A 17026-nucleotide genomic window follows, 5' to 3' on the forward strand; every position below is an offset into this window, starting at 1 on the left:
TTATGAAGAAGGTTATTGTTATAAAAATGGGTGGAGTAGCAAGTGATAACTTGACGAAATCATTTTTCTCACAAATAGAACAGTGGCAAAAGGCAGGAAAAAAAGTTGTGATCGTTCATGGAGGCGGACATTATATTTCAGAGATGATGCAGCGATTAAATGTGCCTGTTAAAATCCAAGATGGCTTAAGAATCACAACGGAAGAAACCCTAAAAATCACACAAATGGTCTTGATCGGGCAGGTTCAACCTATGATCACAACGTATTTTCAACAAGAAGGTTTTTCAGTGGTGGGCTTGAATGCTTCTTGTGGTCAAATCATCACCGGCAGCTTTTTGAATAAAGAAATATTTGGGGCAGTCGGTGAAGTAGAGCAAGTTGATACAGAGCTGCTGGAGCACTTAGTAGAAAGAAATCATATTCCGATCATTGCGCCGTTAGGCTTGACTCAAACTGGAGACTGGCTCAATATCAATGCAGATCAGGTTGCCTGTAAAGTTGCGGAAGAACTTCAAGCAGAAAAACTTTATTTGTTGACCGATGTTCCAGGCGTAAAAAAAGAAGATCAATGGTTGAAGGAACTAGCCATTAACGAAATCAATGAGCTGAAAAAAAAGAACATCATAAAAGGCGGCATGCTGCCTAAGATCGAAAGTGCCGTTTCAGCAATTCAAGGCGGTGTGAAAGAAGTCCACATTACCAATCAGCTACAAAATACTGGGACAACGATTCATGAAACGGGGGTCTATGCATGAGTTATTTATTTCCAAATTATCAACGTAAAGATATTCAATGGGTTAAAGGTGAGAAAAGTACATTGACCGATCAAAAAGGGCAAAACTATCTTGATTTTACCAGCGGAATCGGTGTGATGAATTTAGGGTATAATGATTCTGAATTGAATCAAGTATTAGCGGAGCAAGCGGCTCAATTATGGCATGCACCAAATTTGTACGAAAGTCAGTTACAAGAAAAAACAGCCGAACAGCTTGCAAAAGGAAAAGATTATGTTGCCTATTTTTGTAACAGTGGAGCGGAAGCAAATGAAGCGGCGATAAAATTAGCCAGAAAAGCGACGGGGCGTAGTAAGATCCTTAGCTTTACAAATTCCTTTCACGGTAGAACGTATGGTGCGATGAGTGCGACAGGACAAACGAGTATTCAAGAGGGCTTTCACCCTTTAGTTCCAGATTTTGACTATCTTCCGTTTAATGACGATTCTTCTTTAGTACAACAGATCGACCAGCAGACAGCAGCAGTTCTACTGGAATTAGTGCAGGGAGAAGGCGGTGTGATTCCGGCAGATCAGCAGTGGGTCAAAAAAATAGAACAGCTTTGCCATGAGAATGGTGCTTTGCTGATCATCGATGAAATTCAAACAGGTATTGGCCGAACAGGAACGTTTTATGCATATGAGCAGTATCAGATCGAGCCAGATATTTTTACATTGGCAAAAGGATTAGGCAATGGCTTTCCAGTCGGAGCGATGCTAGGAAAAAGTGCGTTGGCAGAAGCTTTTGGACCTGGTAGTCATGGATCAACATTTGGTGGAAATAATCTGGCAATGCAGGTCGCAAGTAAGGTAGTGGACAGAATCAACACACCAAACTTTTTACTGGACGTTCAAAAAAAAGGCGATCGACTAAGTAAAGAGCTGCACCAATTAGCTGAAAAAAGTTCATTAGTCAAGGAAGTTCGAGGCAAGGGGTTAATGTTGGGAATTGAGCTGATCGATCAAGAAACATTGATTTGGGCAATGGATCAGCTGAAAATAGAAGGATTGATAACACTAAAAGCAGGACAAACGGTGCTTAGACTGCTGCCTCCTTTGATCATTACTGAAGAGGAAATCACCCAAGCAGTAGAACAACTAGAAAAAGTCTTATGTAAGGAGCAGATAAATGATTAATACCATGTATGGAAAAAGTATTTTAGATCTAACCGAATTAACAAAATCAGAGTTTTTAGCGATTATTGAGCTTGCGGTTGCAGTCAAAAAAAAGCCGGAAGATTATAAAGGTGCGTTAGCTGGAAAAATTTTAGCCATGATTTTCGAAAAAAATAGTACTCGAACGCGGGTTTCATTTGAAGCTGGGATCATCCAGCTAGGCGGGCAAGCGATTGTTTTAGATTCTAAAAGTACTCAAATGGGGCGTGGCGAACCAATCAAAGATACGGCTAAAGTAATGTCGGGCTATGTCGATGCGATCATGATCCGTACGTTTTCTGATCAAATGGTTGCTGAACTGGCGAAAGAAGCGACGATTCCTGTGATCAATGGTCTGACAGATCATCACCATCCTTGTCAAATTTTAGCTGATTTTCAAACGATTTATGAGATAAAAGGAAAATTAGAAGGAATCAAATTGGCTTATATCGGTGACGGCAACAACATGGCTCATTCCTTTTTGATTGGCGGCAGCCTTGTAGGAATGGATATTTCAATTGCAGCACCTAAAGGATATGAACCTAAGCAAGAATTTATCGAAATTGCACAAAAAAATGCTGAAGCAAGCGGCAGCAAGATTGAAATTTCTAATGATCCGATGCAAGCCGTGAAAGAGGCCGATGTTTTAATTACAGATGTCTGGGCAAGTATGGGAGATGAAGCTGAACAAGCAGAAAGAGCAGAGGTATTTAAAGCCTTTCAGGTCAACAATCGCTTAGCTGTTCAAGCAAAACAAGATTACACATTTTTACATTGCCTGCCAGCTCACAGAGGAGAAGAAGTATCAGCGGATATTATCGACGGGGGGCATTCTGCCATCTATCAGGAAGCAGAAAATCGTCTACATGCACAAAAAGCATTGATGCTAAAACTGATGAAAGAATAAAAAAACAAGTAAAAATCAGTCTGTAAAACTCGGCTGATTTTTACTTGTTTTTTTGAGTCAGATGCTCTTTTTGAAACATATAAAGTGTCCATTGGCGATTTTTTTGGTGTGTTCTCATTGTAAAACCCAATACCTTCATCTTCATTTCAAATTGTTTACTCTGCTTAAATTCAGGTAAAAAGTAGTTGAGCTTTGACGTTTCACAGGCAAGCAGAAACGTTGCATTTGGTTTTAGGACACGCCGGATTTCTTTTAGTGCCAATGTCAAATCGTCCCAATGAAAATGAGTTTGAAATGCCGTAACAAGATCAAAGGTATTGTCATCAAATGTTAAATGATGAATATCCATCACTTCGAAAGAAATAGGCTGTCCCAGTGATTTTTTTTAGCCTCTGTAATGGCATCTCTTGAACTATCGATTCCAGTTATAGATGAGGGCTGGAGCAACTGCTGAATGTAGATAGTGGATTCACCATTTCCAACACCGCTATCTAAGATGTTCATTGAGTTGCTGATTGTAATAAAAGATAATGCCCACCTTACCATCGGAAGATACACACGATTCCATAGACGCATCATCCATAAACCAAGTAAGCCAGTTGGCTGTTTCGATTGCTTTAATAAACTACCAAAAAGTACTATCAAGATTGTCAGTAGAATTCCCCAAAAGATATACATAAAATCTCCTTTTTATTTATTCAAAAATCACCAAATATGCTCTTTTTATACCTGTGATGATTTCGAGCGTTCTTTTCAGTATAAGAGAATCATAGTAGAAAATCAAAAAGAGTGTGAACAAAAAAAGATGATTTTGTAAGAATAGAAGACCAATAATCATTGCTTTATCAATAAATTAAAGGAAATCTTTAATTTATAAGGGAAAATATCAAGTTTTGTTTGTAGTTTTGCTTAGTTTTTAGTAGAATGAAACTGTATGAATAGAAGAAAAGTGAGGTGTAGATAAATGGGTTTTACAGATGAAACTGTACGTTTTGATTTTGATGACAGTCGCAAGAAGGAAGTAAGTGAGACTTTGGCAACTGTATACAAGGCTTTAGAAGAGAAAGGATATAATCCGATCAATCAGATTGTGGGCTATTTGCTTTCTGGAGACCCGGCCTACATTCCTCGTTACCAAGACGCTCGAAATTTGATTCGTCGTCACGAACGGGATGAAATCATGGAAGAGCTGGTTAAATTTTACTTATCTAACCATGGTATTACGCTTCGATGAGAGTGATGGGACTTGATGTCGGCTCTAAAACAGTCGGAGTTGCTGTCAGTGACTTATTAGGCTGGACGGCCCAAGGTGTAGAGATCATTCGGATCAATGAAGAACAGGAAGAATTTGGCTTTGAACGGTTAGCAGAATTAGTTAAGGAATACGAAGTGACTCGTTTTGTTGTTGGACTGCCAAAAAACATGAATAATTCGATTGGACCTAGAGCAGAAGCATCGATGGCTTATGGGGAAAAAATCAAAGAGTTATTTCAATTACCTGTTAGCTATCAAGATGAGCGTCTGACGACAGTTCAGGCAGAACGTATGCTGATCGAGCAAGCGAATACCTCAAGAGCTAAGAGGAAAAAAGTTATCGATAAAGTAGCCGCAGTCATGATTTTACAAAATTATTTAGACAGCGCTGGCAATAAAATCTAAGCCGCTTATGTTGACATAAGTGAAGCAAAAAGGAGAAAGACAAATGGCAGAAGAACACAACCATGATCATGATCACGAAGGACATGAACATATCACTTTAGTTGATGAACAAGGAAATGAAACATTATACGAAATTTTACTAACAGTTGACGGACAAGAAGAATTTGGTAAAAACTATGTACTTCTTTATCCAGCTGGTGTTCCAGAAGAAGAAGATGTAGAATTACAAGCTTATGCTTACATCGAAAACAGCGAAGGAACAGAAGGCGAATTGCAACAAATCGAAACAGACGCAGAATGGGATATGATTGAAGAAGTCTTCAACACATTCATGGCGGAAGAAGAAGAATAGCATTTAAAAGATAGCTGAACCCTTGATACATGGGGGTTCAGTTTTTTTGTTTCTTGCGCTAAATGGCTATAAATGGTCAAACTCCGTTGAATATTGATGACCCAAAAAATTTCTAGTGGAGAAGCTCAGCTGAATCAATCAATTTGAAACAGGTCGTTAAAAACGGTTTTTTTGTTGTCTATTAAACAATTGAAAAAACAGTTTTATGCTAAGTTATAATTATCATTAAGATATTTATAAGAAATGGAGAAATATAATTTGAATTAAGAGAAATGAAGAATCCTAATAAATTACATAACTAACTAAAACCTCAAAAATTAATCATCAAAAAGAAAATGATTCTTCATAAAATAATCACAAAATATCGCTATTATATAAGCATACCAACAAACAACCCTAACAAAACACTTTTTCATTTTTAACTCCTTTCCCACTCTTCCCCAAAGAGTGGGTCTTTTTTTGTATGCAGAATTCTATGTCGAAAATGAACTGAAATGCATGTATCATTGGAGTTGAAAAATAAATCTTCAAGTTATACCCAGCTTTTTTATTTTTATGAACTGGCCGCATTTGTCTTATTCTAGTACACGTTCATTTTATTTTAAAAATACAATATAGATATTTTTAAAATGCAAATTAAATGAAAAAATGATATTGAAATCGTTTACTTTATTGTGCTAAAATAAAAACAGGAATGTAACCCACGGGGCATAACCTAAATCACTCACATTTGTGGCGTGGTTTAGGTTTTTTTATTTAATAAATATAGAAAGGAGATTATGTGGGCAGTTGCGATTGGAGCTAAGAAGATAGAAGGAGGAAGGATTTTGAAAATACAAAAAAGAAAAGTAAGTTGGGGTTTATTATTATTGGCGATGGTTACACTGGGAGGTTGTAATCAAGCGAATCAAAGTAAAAATGACAAAGAAGGAGAAAAAGAGGCGGTCTCTGTTGTGCGGGAAACGGCTTTTGGGAAAGTAAAAGGATCTGAAGAAAAAGATGCGCTGATTTGGCTGGGGATTCCTTATGGAGGAGATACTGCAAAAGAAGCTCGTTGGAAAGCACCAACTGATCCCGAACCATGGGAAGATGAACGCGATGCAACAAAAGCAGGAAGTGTGGCATTGCAAGCAGGAGCTGATGGTGTGACTGGCTCTGAAGATGGACTGAATTTGGATATTTATCGTCCGAATAATGACAAAAAAGATTTACCAGTACTTGTCTATGTTCATGGAGGAAATAATCAGACAGGAACTGCAGCAGAAATTTCAGGGGCATCATTTGTAGCCGATCATGATGCGATTGTCGTTTCAGTGAATTATCGCTTGGGACCATTGGGGTTCAATCCGTTGCCAGCGTTGAAAGATGGCTCTGAGGAAGAAAATTCAGGAAACTATGCTTTACTTGATTTAAGTAAATCGTTAGATTGGGTTAAAGAAAACATCGAAAACTTTGGCGGCGATAAAGATAATGTCACAATGAGTGGTTTTTCTGCAGGCGGACGCGATGTGATGGCGATGCTGATCTCTCCAATTTTTGAAGGGAAATTTAACAAAGCAATTTCCTTTAGTGGCGGTATGACGATCGCAGATGAGAAGAAAAGCCAAGATGTTTACGCAGAAGCTATTGCTCCTTTAGTTGTTGAAGATGGTGTGAAAAAAGACGAGGCTGAAGCAAAAAAATGGTTATTAAGCTCTGATAGTGAAGTGAAAGACTATCTTTATGCACTAGATGGAGATCGTTTGGTTAGTTTAATGAGCAATGCAGGCATTCGAATGAACGTCTTCCCTCATTTGTTTAACGATGGTTATGTTATTCCAGAAGAAGGATTTGACACGACTTCATATAATTCTGTGCCGCTTATGATGTTGACTGGTGAGCAGGAATTTTCTTTATTTGGTCGCTTTGATCCGTATTTTGCAAAATATATTGAAGATGGAAAAATCGATAGTGATCCAGAAATTGCAAATCAGTATGCGTTTATCAACAAATATGGTGGTCAGTTATATAGTTTATTTAATGTAGAAGACTCTGCAGAAAAAATGAATAAAAATTACCAGTCACCTATTTACGGAATGGAAATTGAATTTGGTCAAGATCAAGCTGTAGTTGGCGAAGATATGGCAAAATTAGGCGCATTTCACGGTGTTTTCGTACCATTGCTTGATACACAAAGCAAAAACTATGCTGGTTTAGTTGGTGATGCCTATGAAAGTGACGGGGCAAAAGAGTTAAGTAAGATGTTCCAGGATTACGTATATGAATTTATAAAAAATGGTGATCCAAATGGGACAGATCTACCGCAATGGGATGAATGGAAAGAGGATGCTTCAGACAATCTCTTATTTGTAAATGCGGACAAACAAAAAGCGTCAGCGGAAATGGGCAGCAAAGAATATGACTACGAAAAAGTATTGGAAGATATCGATAAAGATACGACAATTACAGATGAGCAAAAGAAAGAATTAATAAATAAAGTCATGAACGGTCGTTGGTTTAGTAAAGGTTTAGACAAAAAATATGATCAACTTTCTGAATTTGATAAAGAATAGTAAAGTAGGCGAAAGTATCTGGGACATAACTCTATGAGTGACAATCTAGTCACTTGACATCCGAATAAACGGTGGAAGCAGAAACAACCCCTTCGGAAATAAGCTGAAATTGCTGTACAACACAACGAGGAACGAGTTGATGCTTTCTCGTCAAAGACTCGTCGCAGATAGACATTGTTGCACAGTACCTACTTGGTCACAAAAATTTGAAGAGCACCAGGTAGGTACCAATTATCATCAGTTCGTAAACTCACTGTGATGCTTGGCAATTTTCGTGAATTCCAGCTTATTTCTCGGGGTTAAACGTTTCTATCCCAGCCTCTTTCGCTTGAGAGGAACAATAGAGTAGAACAAACACCCATGAGGGCGATCGCCTTCATGGGTGTTTGTTCTAGTTTTTTACTTTTGACGGATAAGCAATTTACCTATGGAAACAAAATGATTTAAAGAGTGAAGATAAGAAATAATCAAGAGTCTTCTTTTTGTCGAAACATCGAAAGAATCAATCCGATTGCGATAAAATTAACAAGATAGGCAGTTCCGCCTTGACTGATGAAAGGCAAAGGAATTCCTGTTAAAGGAAGTAAGCCAATATTTGAGCCAATATTTTCTAGAATATGAAACAGAAAATACATGATCACTCCAGTTGTGATATAGGCATAAAATTCACGTTTTGCTGCCAGTGTACAAATCAACATTTGATAAATAAGATAGAAAAAAAGTAAAATCAATACACAACTGCCAATGAATCCATAAGCTTCGCCAATAACAGTAAAAATCATATCTGATTCACGAACAGGAACATATACTTGTAAATTCGTCAAACCTTTTCCGATTAGTTCACCTGATCCGATGGCGGTCAAGCCTCGTGCCTGCTGAAAAGCAATAGAATCAGCATAAGCAAAAGGATCCAACCACGCATGGATTCGGTTAAATTGATAAGGCTGAAAATGAAGATAAGCTAGAATTTTTTGTCCTTGTTCCGTTAATACAAGTAAAATCGTGCTGACACCAGCTATGCTCAACGAGCCAAAAATAAGTGTCAACATTTTCCACGAACAATCGGAGACCAGCATAATACCAAGTAGAATAGACAGAAAAACTAAGCTTGTTCCAAAATCTTTCTGATAAAACATCAACCCAAAAATAGGTAGACTTACCAACAATAATTTTCCTAAAAGAAATAAGTCTTTTTTGATCAAGGAAGAATCTGAACGATCTTTGTTTCTTTTAGTAACGATATAAGCCAGCATAAGAATAAAGCCTAATTTAGTAAATTCAGAAGGTTGAAAAGCCAAAGGACCGAGGCGAATCCAACGTTTGGTTCCTGTGGCAGCAGCCATAATCGGATCGTGAAAGGGGATCAACAGACTCATTAATACAAGTGAGCCACAATAAAGATACGGTGTTGCTTTCCACAACAATTTAATTGGGATCAGCATTGTCAAGAACATAGCAATAACCCCCAATAACGTCCATAAAATCTGTTTTTTCAATAAAGGTACAGCAGATTCGATGGCTGGATCTGCTTGAAATGCGCCGTACTGCGCAATGAAACTGACCAGAATCAAAAGAAAAACCGGCAGCAACAACGCATAGTTGATTAGTTCTTGTTTGTTTTGAGTGATTCGCTTCATTGGCCTCCTCCTTGATTCGGATAAATTTCTCTTTGTTCAGTTGCACGGGCATTCAAAGCCGTTCCCAACACAAGACTTAAAATCAATAAACTAGAGCCACCATAGCTAATAAAAGGAAAGGTTAGTCCAGTCATTGGAATGTAGCCCAGCAAACTACCAACATTGACAGAGACCTGCAGGCATAGTAGCATACCGCAACCGATGTACAGATAAGAATAATAGAGCTGTTTCGTTCGAATGCCTAATAGAAACAAGCGACCAACCATGAAAAAAACTAAGAACAAAATCCCCAAAGAAAAAATCAACCCAAGCTCCTCGATGCAGATTGCAAAAATGAAATCGGTATCCGGCGCAGGCAGGAAGCCTTTTTTTTGAATGCTATTGCCTAAGCCAAGCCCCCAAAAACCGCCGTTATGCATGGCATAATAAGCATTGGAGGTTTGGAATCCTTTGCCGGTTGGGTCAATAAACGGATTTTGCATAACTTCAAAACGAGTAACAAGATAACCAAATTTTTGAGGCAGCCAGTCTGTTGGTAAAGATAATAAAAGAAAGGTTCCAGTTTTTTTTACTACAACAAATCCTACGAGTGCCATGGACATAAACCAGGGAGATAAACCACTGGCTAAAAATAAAACCAAAACAAGGATGAAAATCATTGAAGCACCAGCAATATTCGGCTGCAAAGCAACGAACACTATGAAAAACAGAGAAACGAAGATAGGACGCTTATATTCTCGAAATGAAAAAGGGTGTAAATGCTCTGTTTTTGACAGGGCTGCTGCTAAATACAGTACTAAGACAAAGGGAACTAATTCTGAAGGCTGGAACAACAGAACGCCTAAATTGATCCAGCGTTTCGCACCACCGACACTTGTTCCAATGAACGGCAACATAATGATCGAAAGAAAAGTCAGTCCAAGTAATAAGTAGATGACGAACGGTTTACGCAGAACATTCAAGTTGATGCGATAAACAAAACAAAGGCAAGTAAAGCTGAAAACAAAATAATAGGTTTGTTTAATTGCTTTACTGGCAGTTCCTAATTCACTATCCAGTAATTGATAAGAACTAGAACTATAGACCATTAAGATTCCAATAATGCATAAAATAAAATAAGGGAGTAGGAGATAAAAATCTACATACATCAATTTGGACTGTTTTTTTGTGCAACTCATTTTTCTGCCTCGTCAGTTAAAAAATCATTGATTGCCTGCTTATTTTGAGTTTCATCGATTTCGAGTACACTGCCCGCTTCAGTATAGTCATTGAACATCCAGCTCCCTTCAACTGGAACAGATAACGTTTCAAGTGGTTTAACTTTACCGCTTAAAAAGTCCTTAGCTAAATCGATTAAAACATCGGGAGGAATATTGGTATCTAAATAACCAACAGCTTCACCAGCAATTTGAGGTAGCTGTAAAAATGGGACAGCATGCTTTGCTTGTTTGGCCAAAGCATTCATTACTTGCTGCTGTCTTCTCACGCGTCCGAAATCACCTTCCTCATCCATTCGAAATCGGGCATATTGAAGCAGCGTATTGCCGTCCATCGTTTGCGCCCCTTTTTTTATATCGACATTATCTAAATTTAGATCTTTTTCAGCTTGAATCTTGACACCTTTTGGGTAGAGCTCATCGATCAAACGGATAAAATGATTGAAATCAACTGAAATGTAATAGTTGATTGGCAGACCAAAAGTAGCGTTTAAGACTTTTTTTGTTAGTTCAGCACCACCAAACGCATAAGCGGCATTGATTTTTTCTAATCCATGCTCAGGAATTTGGACGTAGGAATCTCTCATGATGGAAATCAATTTGGGTTGTTTGGTCTCACTGTTATAATGAGCGACCATCAAGGTATCCGCCCGTCCGCCGTCTTCATCCTCTTCTCGTCCATCGTCGCCAATCAAAAGAATAGTAATCTCTTTCATATTTGTTTGTACATCAGCGGAAAAATCAACATTTTTTTGTTGATTGATCTGACTGTGCGCAGCTTTTTTACCATGGTGAAAGCCAATTACTATATAGCAGCCAAAAGCAGTAACAATCAAAATCATGACTAAGCTGATAAAAATCAACGTTCGTTTATTTCTATTCATTTTTTATTCCTCGCGAATCATTTTAGTTGATCATCAAATAAATTGCGGTTGGAAATCGACCTAGATGTCGGGATAATCGTCTTATTGCTGGAATTGTTTCCTGTGTTCCCTTTCACCTCCTGAATCTATCGTTGATGTAAAACAAAAAACCTCCGCTTAAAAGACTCAGCGAAGGGGATTGATTCCAGCAAAAATAAAACTTTTTATCATTCTCATCGTTGAGTTTTAGCACTATGAAACGTAAAAAGCATTGCTTTTAGCTACTTTGTGAAAAGCCTTAATTCGACAATTCCTGTCCTACCCATACCTGTCTTTCGACATTTCTGAGCAGTAGCCTGTGTTTTCATAGGAGCCTCACCTAACAAGTTATTCAGATCGCCCTCAATATAATCAATCCAGCAAAAGAAGTCAATTGTTAAACTATTAATTTTTTTATAATTATGAAAGCGCAAACGAGTATATAAGATAGTTGCTCTTTTTAGTGGAGCTGATAAGGTCGTTGTTTAAAGCGCTGTGTGCCTGATAATCATTTGGAGGATTTCTTAAAAATTTAGCATGGATTTCTTTAAGTTTTCTTAACTAAAAAATAACAATTTGGCTCCTTTCATACAAATAAATCGTAAAAATTATATCGCATCTATTTTGAAAACATTGTAAGATAGAGAGTGTGAAGAATGCGCTTACGTAAGTTTTAAAAAGGAGGAAAATACATGAGCTATAAAACAACGCAGCATGAAAACTGGATTTCCATTGAGAATGACAACGGTGCAACTTTAGGATATGCTGTTGCTTCCGGTGTATCATTGATTGAAAAAGATGGATTTGCCTTTAAAGATTTAAACCAAAATGGTCGCTTAGATCCCTATGAAGACTGGCGACTACCTATTAATGAACGGATCGAAGATTTGGTTTCAAAACTAAGTATTGAACAAATCGCCGGCTTGATGTTATATAGTCGACATCAAACTGTTTCAAGGAGTGCCAATCATTTTGTTCAAATGTTTTCTGGAACCTATGATGGAAAGGCTTTGAACGATTATACTGGTTCAATCTCAGAATTGACTGACCAGCAAAAAGAATTTTTAACAACGGATCATATTCGACATGTGCTTTTAACAAAAGTGGAATCACCAAAAATAGCGGCTCAATGGGTAAATAATTTGCAGGCAATGGCAGAAAGTTTAGACTTGGGGATTCCAGTAAATATTAGTTCAGATCCTCGGCATAGCACGAGTGCGGACACAGAATTTAATGCAGGCGCAGGCGGTGAAATATCTATGTGGCCGGAGCAATTAGGTTTAGCCGCTGCTTTTGACCCGGAGCTAGTCAAACAATTTGGTGAAATAGCCAGTCAAGAATATCGGGCTTTAGGGATCACGACTGCATTGTCACCACAAATCGACCTAGCCACGGAACCACGTTGGATGCGTTTTTCAGGAACCTTTGGTGAAGGAGTAAAATTGGTGACAGCACTTGCTAAAGCGTATTGTGATGGATTCCAAACAACAAAGGGAACAAAAGATGGTTGGGGCGGTGAAAGTGTTAATGCCATGGTCAAACATTGGCCAGGCGGTGGTAGTGGTGAAGCTGGACGAGACGGACATTATGGATATGGTAAATATGCTGTTTATCCGGGAAATAATTTTCAAGAACACTTGAAACCATTCATCTCTGGTGCTTTTGATTTGCAGGAGGGAACGAAAAAAGCTGCAGCTGTTATGCCTTATTACACAATTTCATATGACCAAGATCAAAAGTATAAGGAAAATGTGGGCAATGGGTTTAGTAAATTTATTGTTAATGACCTGTTACGTGAAAAATACAGCTATGACGGTGTTGTGTGTACAGATTGGTCGATTACAGCTGATCCAGTCGAGATCGATCAATTCATTGGTGGAAAAAGCTGGGGTGTAGAATCATTGACGGTAGAAGAGCGTCATTTTAAAGCATTACAGGCAGGCGTTGATCAGTTTGGCGGAAATAATGAGATTGCCCCTGTTTTAGCTGCTTTTGAAATAGGCGCTGAAAAATATGGGAAACAGAAAATGGAAGCAAGGTTTAAAGAGTCAGCAAGAAGATTATTGAAAAATATGTTCCAAACTGGTTTATTTGAAAATCCATATCTTATACCGGAAAAATCAGAAGCTATCGTTGGTCATCCTGACTTTATGGAAGCAGGCTACAAGGCTCAGCAAAAATCGTTAGTCTTACTGAAAAATAAGAGACAGCTATTGCCATTAGCAAAAGGAACGAAGCTGTATATTCCCAAACAGCAAGTTGGTGCTTCAAAAGATTGGTTTGGCAATCAACAACCTGCGCATGAAAAAAATCCAGTGAACCACGAACTTGTTAAGAAATACTTCCAAGTGGTTGCTTCGCCTGAACAAGCAGATGTAGTGTGGGTCTTTTTAGATTCACCTAAAACTGTTGGCTATGCTAATGAGGAAAAGGGAAATGGTTATCTGCCGATAAGTTTACAGTATCAAGCGTACACAGCCGAAGCGGCACGAGCAAAGAGCCTTGCCGGAAAGAATCGATCCTACTTAGGAAAGGAAAATCAAGCGAGTAACAATCAAGATATTGAACTCCTTCAACAATTAAAAAAACAATATCCTGATTTGCCGATCATTGTCAGTCTAACGATGAAAAATCCGACGATTGTCAAAGAGTTTGAGCCATTTGTAGATGCGATCATCGCTGATTTTGGCGTACAAACCCAAGCGGTTTTAAGTGTACTAAGTGGAGACTATACACCATCAGGGTTATTGCCATTTCAAATGCCGGCTGATATGGAAACGGTTGAAAAACAGCGGGAAGATATTCCGTTAGATATGGTCTGTTACAAAGATGAAGCAGGGCATATTTACGATTTTGGCTTTGGAATGAATTTTGAAGGACCGATCAAAGATAGTAGAAGTGTCTATATGGACGAATGAAAAAAATCTGAAGCAACACACTGATTAAGTGTTGTTTCAGATTTTTTATTCCTTATTTCTCAGCAAGCTTTTTGGCTTTTTCTGTATTTGCAAAATGAAGTTTGACGTATTTACTTAAAAGTTCCATGCCGCCTTTTTTTAACACCTTAGCAGCAACTTTATCCGAGGTACTTCCTGCACCAGAAGGAACGTTGAAACCTAGCTCCGTTGATTCTTTTTCTAACTCTTCTAAAAATGCCGCCCGACTAATAATAGAAGCAGCAGCTACAGCAACGTGATATTGCTCTCCTTTTGTTATGAAATAGAGTTTTTCGCTGACTTGATTTTGTTCATTTCGGACATATTTTTTGTAATTGGCTTCTGGTGTGAACTGGTCGATCAAAATAGCTTTAGGTTTCGTTGGTGCGATTTCGTTCAATAGCAAGTGAATTGCTTGATTATGCAAGGCAACTTTCATATGAACCGCATTGTACTTTGGCTGGATTTGATTGTATTTTTCTGGTTCAACGATCAACAATTTAAATGGGATCAACTCTTTAATGACACTTGAAAGCTGTACGATTTGAGGATCAGTGAGTTCTTTAGAGTCTCTGACACCGAGTGCTTTTAATTTAGCTACCATTGTTTTGTCAACATACGCTGCGCAAACAGTAACAGGACCAAAATAACTACCGTTGCCTACTTCGTCACTCCCTAAAACGGATAGCTGACTGAAATTTTCAGGTAAGGTGGGTGCATTTTTGCTTTTTGTTGCGGTTTTTCCTTTAGTTGACGTTGGAGTGCCCCATTTTGCTGCCGTCTTTTCTGCAGCTGGACCTTGGAAAACAACTTTTCCTGAAGTATAGGCTGTGATTGTTGTGTTACCAACCTTTGCAATAAATTCAGAATAAGGAACATTCTTATTTAAACAATTTTTTTCGTAGAAAGACTTCATTTTTTGCATGGTATTTTTTGTTACTTTAATTACTTGCGTTTGAGACATGATGGTACTCCTTTCAGATAGTCTAATCTATAGTAAAACAAAAGAAAGAAAAAAGGAAGTGTGGTTCTTTGGATAGAAAAAAAGAGAAGCTTGGTAGCTGCTACCCTCCTATTTTATTAATAAATGAACTTAAAAATATCTGGGATTTCATATTTGAAAATGATATACTCGAATTTAGGTTGTGATAACATCAGTTGTTTTAGATGAAATGGTATTGTTGGTAATTTTCGGTATATGAACATTTTTTGTTCTTATATAAAATATTAAAAAGGGAGAGGTAAAATGAAAAAAGAAGAACTAAAAAGAGGTTGGAGAATTATTATAACGATGATTTATGCTTTGCTAGCTATGGCAATTTCGTTGTGTATTCCTTTGGGAATAGCATTTGTGTTTTTTGGACGTAGTGGTATGAATGACACAGTAGCCGATGTAACAAATATGCTGATGGGAATCATAGGAGCACCAATAATGATAGTATTGACAAAGCGTTACTATCAAAAACATTTCTTATCGTCAATTGAGACTTTTGACTTTGGTGAAAGAGATAGCATAAGAAAAATAGGATTAGGTTTTCTTATGGGGGCTTTGATGATGGTGGCTTTATTTGGAATATTGTGGCTGCTAGGTGCTGACATACAATTCTATGGCTTTAATATTGGTTGGTTTTCTATTTTATCAGGTGTTTCGACATTCTTTGGTATGGCTGTGGTTGAAGAATGTATCTTTAGGGGATTACTTCCAGCAGCTTTCTCCTTCTTAGGAAGCAAGGTTGCGTTTATCGTTCCAGCAGGGTTGTTTGTAGCTATGCATATGGACTTATGGAGGAATTTAGAAGTATTTAGAATAATTGATTTATTTATTGCCGGCATTCTTTTTATGTTAATTTTTAGGCAGACAAAAAGCTTGGTTTTTGTAAGTGCATTTCATGCAGCAAATAACATTACTGCCATGTTTCTTGGGATCGAAATGAATGGTGTATTCTTAAAAACAAGCTTAAACCATCCGCCGCTTGGACTAACAGCTGATCAAATTTCAGCGATTTGCAGCGCTGGTATTAGCATGACTTTAATCATTTTGCTTTATTTCAAGAAAAAGCCAGTACGAATCGCTTAACTATGCCTAGAGAGTGACATTGAGCGATGCGTGGTTTCATCCGCAGGCTGATTTGTCTGTGTTTGAGTTTTAGGAAGAACTGTGGTAGAATATAGTATAAGTAATGATACTAGTTGGAGTGAGCGGATTTCTGCTCACTCTTTTTAATGGAGTAACTTAATTAGAAAATAGGATAACACGTTGATTTATCCTGACTTTATTGGTTAATTACTGGCGTTTTTTCTAATGTTAACCAAATTTTACGTTTTTTTGACTAGTACGTTACATAAATCTCGAAGGAGGCGAAAATTTTGAGTAGTGTTGTGGAAACTGTTACCGAGTTAGTCACACCAATCTTAGAAAAACAAAATTTTGAACTTGTAGAAGTAGAATTTGTCAAGGAAGGAAGAGACTGGTTTCTCCGTGTCTTTATCGATAAAGAAGGCGGTATTGATATCTTAGATTGTGCACTTGTTAGTGAACAACTAGATGAAAAGCTTGATGCTATGGATCCTGATCCAATTCCTCAAGCATACTTTCTAGAAGTATCCTCTCCGGGAGCCGAACGTCCGTTGAAAAAAGAAAGCGACTATGAACAAGCCGTTGGTGAATATATCCATGTATCTCTATATCAATCCGTTGATGGAGAAAAACAATTTGAAGGTACACTAAAATCAGTCGATAAAGACCAATTGATCTTGACAGTCAAAATTAAAACAAGAGTCAAAGAATATACATTTGAACGGAAAAACATTGCCAAAGCTCGTTTAGCAATCCAGTTTTAAAACAATACATTCGTAAAGCAAAACGATTTTGTTTTCGCTTATCACGGAAAGAGTTCTTTTAAAGAAGAATCATTCCGTTCATCTTTCATTTTAAAC

General features: G+C 37.7%; 16 protein-coding genes and 1 riboswitch. Of the genes, 10 read left to right on the plus strand and 6 right to left on the minus strand.

Annotated elements, in window-relative coordinates:
- The first annotated feature begins 2 nt into the window (after nucleotides 1–2).
- From argB to argF, 3 genes are read left to right on the plus strand one after another with little or no spacing between them, the layout of a single operon-like run.
- Nucleotides 3–755 carry an acetylglutamate kinase gene (argB, locus tag BCR25_RS02455; RefSeq protein ID WP_069662006.1) on the plus strand — a complete coding sequence of 251 codons (753 nt, stop codon included), beginning with the start codon at nucleotides 3–5 and terminating at the stop codon, nucleotides 753–755.
- Nucleotides 752–1909 carry an acetylornithine transaminase gene (gene argD / locus BCR25_RS02460; protein ID WP_069662007.1) on the plus strand — a complete coding sequence of 386 codons (1158 nt, stop codon included), beginning with the start codon at nucleotides 752–754 and terminating at the stop codon, nucleotides 1907–1909. The genes argB and argD overlap by 4 nt, the downstream gene beginning before the upstream one ends.
- Complete coding sequence (gene argF, locus BCR25_RS02465; protein ID WP_069662008.1) at nucleotides 1902–2834, plus strand: ornithine carbamoyltransferase; 933 nt, start codon at nucleotides 1902–1904, stop codon at nucleotides 2832–2834. Before argD ends, argF begins: the two co-directional genes overlap by 8 nt.
- A 40-nt stretch (nucleotides 2835–2874) precedes the next feature.
- On the opposite strand, the gene BCR25_RS19750 is transcribed toward argF, so the two are convergent.
- Nucleotides 2875–3183, minus strand: coding sequence for a class I SAM-dependent methyltransferase (locus BCR25_RS19750; RefSeq protein WP_083242558.1), 309 nt, complete (start codon nucleotides 3181–3183; stop codon nucleotides 2875–2877).
- Nucleotides 3183–3512, minus strand: a complete 330-nt coding sequence (locus BCR25_RS19755) for a methyltransferase domain-containing protein (RefSeq protein WP_083242559.1) — start codon at nucleotides 3510–3512, stop codon at nucleotides 3183–3185. The genes BCR25_RS19750 and BCR25_RS19755 overlap by 1 nt, the downstream gene beginning before the upstream one ends.
- A gap of 286 nt (nucleotides 3513–3798) precedes the next feature.
- Between BCR25_RS19755 and BCR25_RS02475 the strand changes: the two genes are divergently transcribed.
- The 4 genes from BCR25_RS02475 to BCR25_RS02490 all read left to right on the plus strand — a co-directional run bounded on the left by BCR25_RS02475 (nucleotide 3799) and on the right by BCR25_RS02490 (nucleotide 7397).
- On the plus strand, nucleotides 3799–4068 hold the full coding sequence (locus tag BCR25_RS02475) for an IreB family regulatory phosphoprotein (protein ID WP_069662009.1): 270 nt from the start codon (nucleotides 3799–3801) through the stop codon (nucleotides 4066–4068).
- Entirely contained in the window at nucleotides 4065–4493 is a 429-nt protein-coding gene (gene ruvX, locus BCR25_RS02480; RefSeq protein ID WP_069662010.1) for a Holliday junction resolvase RuvX, read from the plus strand. The genes BCR25_RS02475 and ruvX overlap by 4 nt, the downstream gene beginning before the upstream one ends.
- Nucleotides 4494–4536: 43 nt before the next feature.
- Entirely contained in the window at nucleotides 4537–4845 is a 309-nt protein-coding gene (locus tag BCR25_RS02485) for a DUF1292 domain-containing protein (protein WP_069662011.1), read from the plus strand.
- Nucleotides 4846–5672: 827 nt separating this feature from the next.
- Entirely contained in the window at nucleotides 5673–7397 is a 1725-nt protein-coding gene (locus BCR25_RS02490; RefSeq protein WP_245792074.1) for a carboxylesterase family protein, read from the plus strand.
- Nucleotides 7398–7864: 467 nt separating this feature from the next.
- Here BCR25_RS02490 and BCR25_RS02495 read toward each other — a convergent pair whose 3' ends face one another.
- The 3 genes from BCR25_RS02495 to BCR25_RS02505 are packed head-to-tail and all read right to left on the minus strand — an operon-like array spanning nucleotide 7865 to nucleotide 11135.
- The gene (locus BCR25_RS02495) at nucleotides 7865–9034 is read right to left on the minus strand and encodes an FtsW/RodA/SpoVE family cell cycle protein (RefSeq protein WP_069662012.1); all 1170 of its coding nucleotides are present in this window, start codon (nucleotides 9032–9034) and stop codon (nucleotides 7865–7867) included.
- On the minus strand, nucleotides 9031–10212 hold the full coding sequence (locus BCR25_RS02500) for an FtsW/RodA/SpoVE family cell cycle protein (RefSeq protein WP_069662013.1): 1182 nt from the start codon (nucleotides 10210–10212) through the stop codon (nucleotides 9031–9033). Before BCR25_RS02500 ends, BCR25_RS02495 begins: the two co-directional genes overlap by 4 nt.
- A complete protein-coding gene (locus BCR25_RS02505) occupies nucleotides 10209–11135 on the minus strand; it encodes an LCP family protein (protein ID WP_069662014.1) in 927 nt (308 codons plus the stop codon). Before BCR25_RS02505 ends, BCR25_RS02500 begins: the two co-directional genes overlap by 4 nt.
- Nucleotides 11136–11338: 203 nt before the next feature.
- Nucleotides 11339–11508, minus strand: a riboswitch (M-box (ykoK) riboswitch).
- 337 nt (nucleotides 11509–11845) lie between these two features.
- Between BCR25_RS02505 and BCR25_RS02510 the strand changes: the two genes are divergently transcribed.
- Nucleotides 11846–14071 carry a glycoside hydrolase family 3 protein gene (locus BCR25_RS02510; protein ID WP_069662015.1) on the plus strand — a complete coding sequence of 742 codons (2226 nt, stop codon included), beginning with the start codon at nucleotides 11846–11848 and terminating at the stop codon, nucleotides 14069–14071.
- A gap of 52 nt (nucleotides 14072–14123) precedes the next feature.
- Here BCR25_RS02510 and rnhC read toward each other — a convergent pair whose 3' ends face one another.
- Entirely contained in the window at nucleotides 14124–15053 is a 930-nt protein-coding gene (rnhC, locus tag BCR25_RS02515; RefSeq protein ID WP_069662016.1) for a ribonuclease HIII, read from the minus strand.
- A gap of 282 nt (nucleotides 15054–15335) precedes the next feature.
- Between rnhC and BCR25_RS02520 the strand changes: the two genes are divergently transcribed.
- Both BCR25_RS02520 and rimP read left to right on the plus strand, forming a co-directional pair.
- Nucleotides 15336–16166 (plus strand): CPBP family intramembrane glutamic endopeptidase, encoded by an 831-nt coding sequence (locus BCR25_RS02520; protein WP_069662017.1) that lies wholly within the window; start codon nucleotides 15336–15338, stop codon nucleotides 16164–16166.
- A gap of 290 nt (nucleotides 16167–16456) precedes the next feature.
- Nucleotides 16457–16930: a ribosome maturation factor RimP gene (gene rimP / locus BCR25_RS02525; RefSeq protein WP_069662018.1), complete on the plus strand. Its 474-nt coding sequence runs from the start codon at nucleotides 16457–16459 to the stop codon at nucleotides 16928–16930.
- The last annotated feature ends 96 nt before the right edge of the window (nucleotides 16931–17026 follow it).

Origin of the sequence: Enterococcus termitis (genome assembly GCF_001730305.1) — a bacterium.
GTDB lineage: Bacteria > Bacillota > Bacilli > Lactobacillales > Enterococcaceae > Enterococcus_L > Enterococcus_L termitis.

Excerpts from the sequence above, each read along its gene's own strand:
- argB (WP_069662006.1), top strand. The coding sequence starts at position 3 with ATGAAGAAGGTTATTGTTATAAAAATGGGTGGAGTAGCAAGTGATAAC.
- argD (WP_069662007.1), top strand. The coding sequence starts at position 752 with ATGAGTTATTTATTTCCAAATTATCAACGTAAAGATATTCAATGGGTT.
- argF (WP_069662008.1), top strand. The coding sequence starts at position 1,902 with ATGATTAATACCATGTATGGAAAAAGTATTTTAGATCTAACCGAATTA.
- BCR25_RS19750 (WP_083242558.1), bottom strand. The coding sequence starts at position 3,183 with ATGGATATTCATCATTTAACATTTGATGACAATACCTTTGATCTTGTT.
- BCR25_RS19755 (WP_083242559.1), bottom strand. The coding sequence starts at position 3,512 with ATGTATATCTTTTGGGGAATTCTACTGACAATCTTGATAGTACTTTTT.
- BCR25_RS02475 (WP_069662009.1), top strand. The coding sequence starts at position 3,799 with ATGGGTTTTACAGATGAAACTGTACGTTTTGATTTTGATGACAGTCGC.
- ruvX (WP_069662010.1), top strand. The coding sequence starts at position 4,065 with ATGAGAGTGATGGGACTTGATGTCGGCTCTAAAACAGTCGGAGTTGCT.
- BCR25_RS02485 (WP_069662011.1), top strand. The coding sequence starts at position 4,537 with ATGGCAGAAGAACACAACCATGATCATGATCACGAAGGACATGAACAT.
- BCR25_RS02495 (WP_069662012.1), bottom strand. The coding sequence starts at position 9,034 with ATGAAGCGAATCACTCAAAACAAACAAGAACTAATCAACTATGCGTTG.
- BCR25_RS02500 (WP_069662013.1), bottom strand. The coding sequence starts at position 10,212 with ATGAGTTGCACAAAAAAACAGTCCAAATTGATGTATGTAGATTTTTAT.
- BCR25_RS02505 (WP_069662014.1), bottom strand. The coding sequence starts at position 11,135 with ATGAATAGAAATAAACGAACGTTGATTTTTATCAGCTTAGTCATGATT.
- BCR25_RS02510 (WP_069662015.1), top strand. The coding sequence starts at position 11,846 with ATGAGCTATAAAACAACGCAGCATGAAAACTGGATTTCCATTGAGAAT.
- rnhC (WP_069662016.1), bottom strand. The coding sequence starts at position 15,053 with ATGTCTCAAACGCAAGTAATTAAAGTAACAAAAAATACCATGCAAAAA.
- BCR25_RS02520 (WP_069662017.1), top strand. The coding sequence starts at position 15,336 with ATGAAAAAAGAAGAACTAAAAAGAGGTTGGAGAATTATTATAACGATG.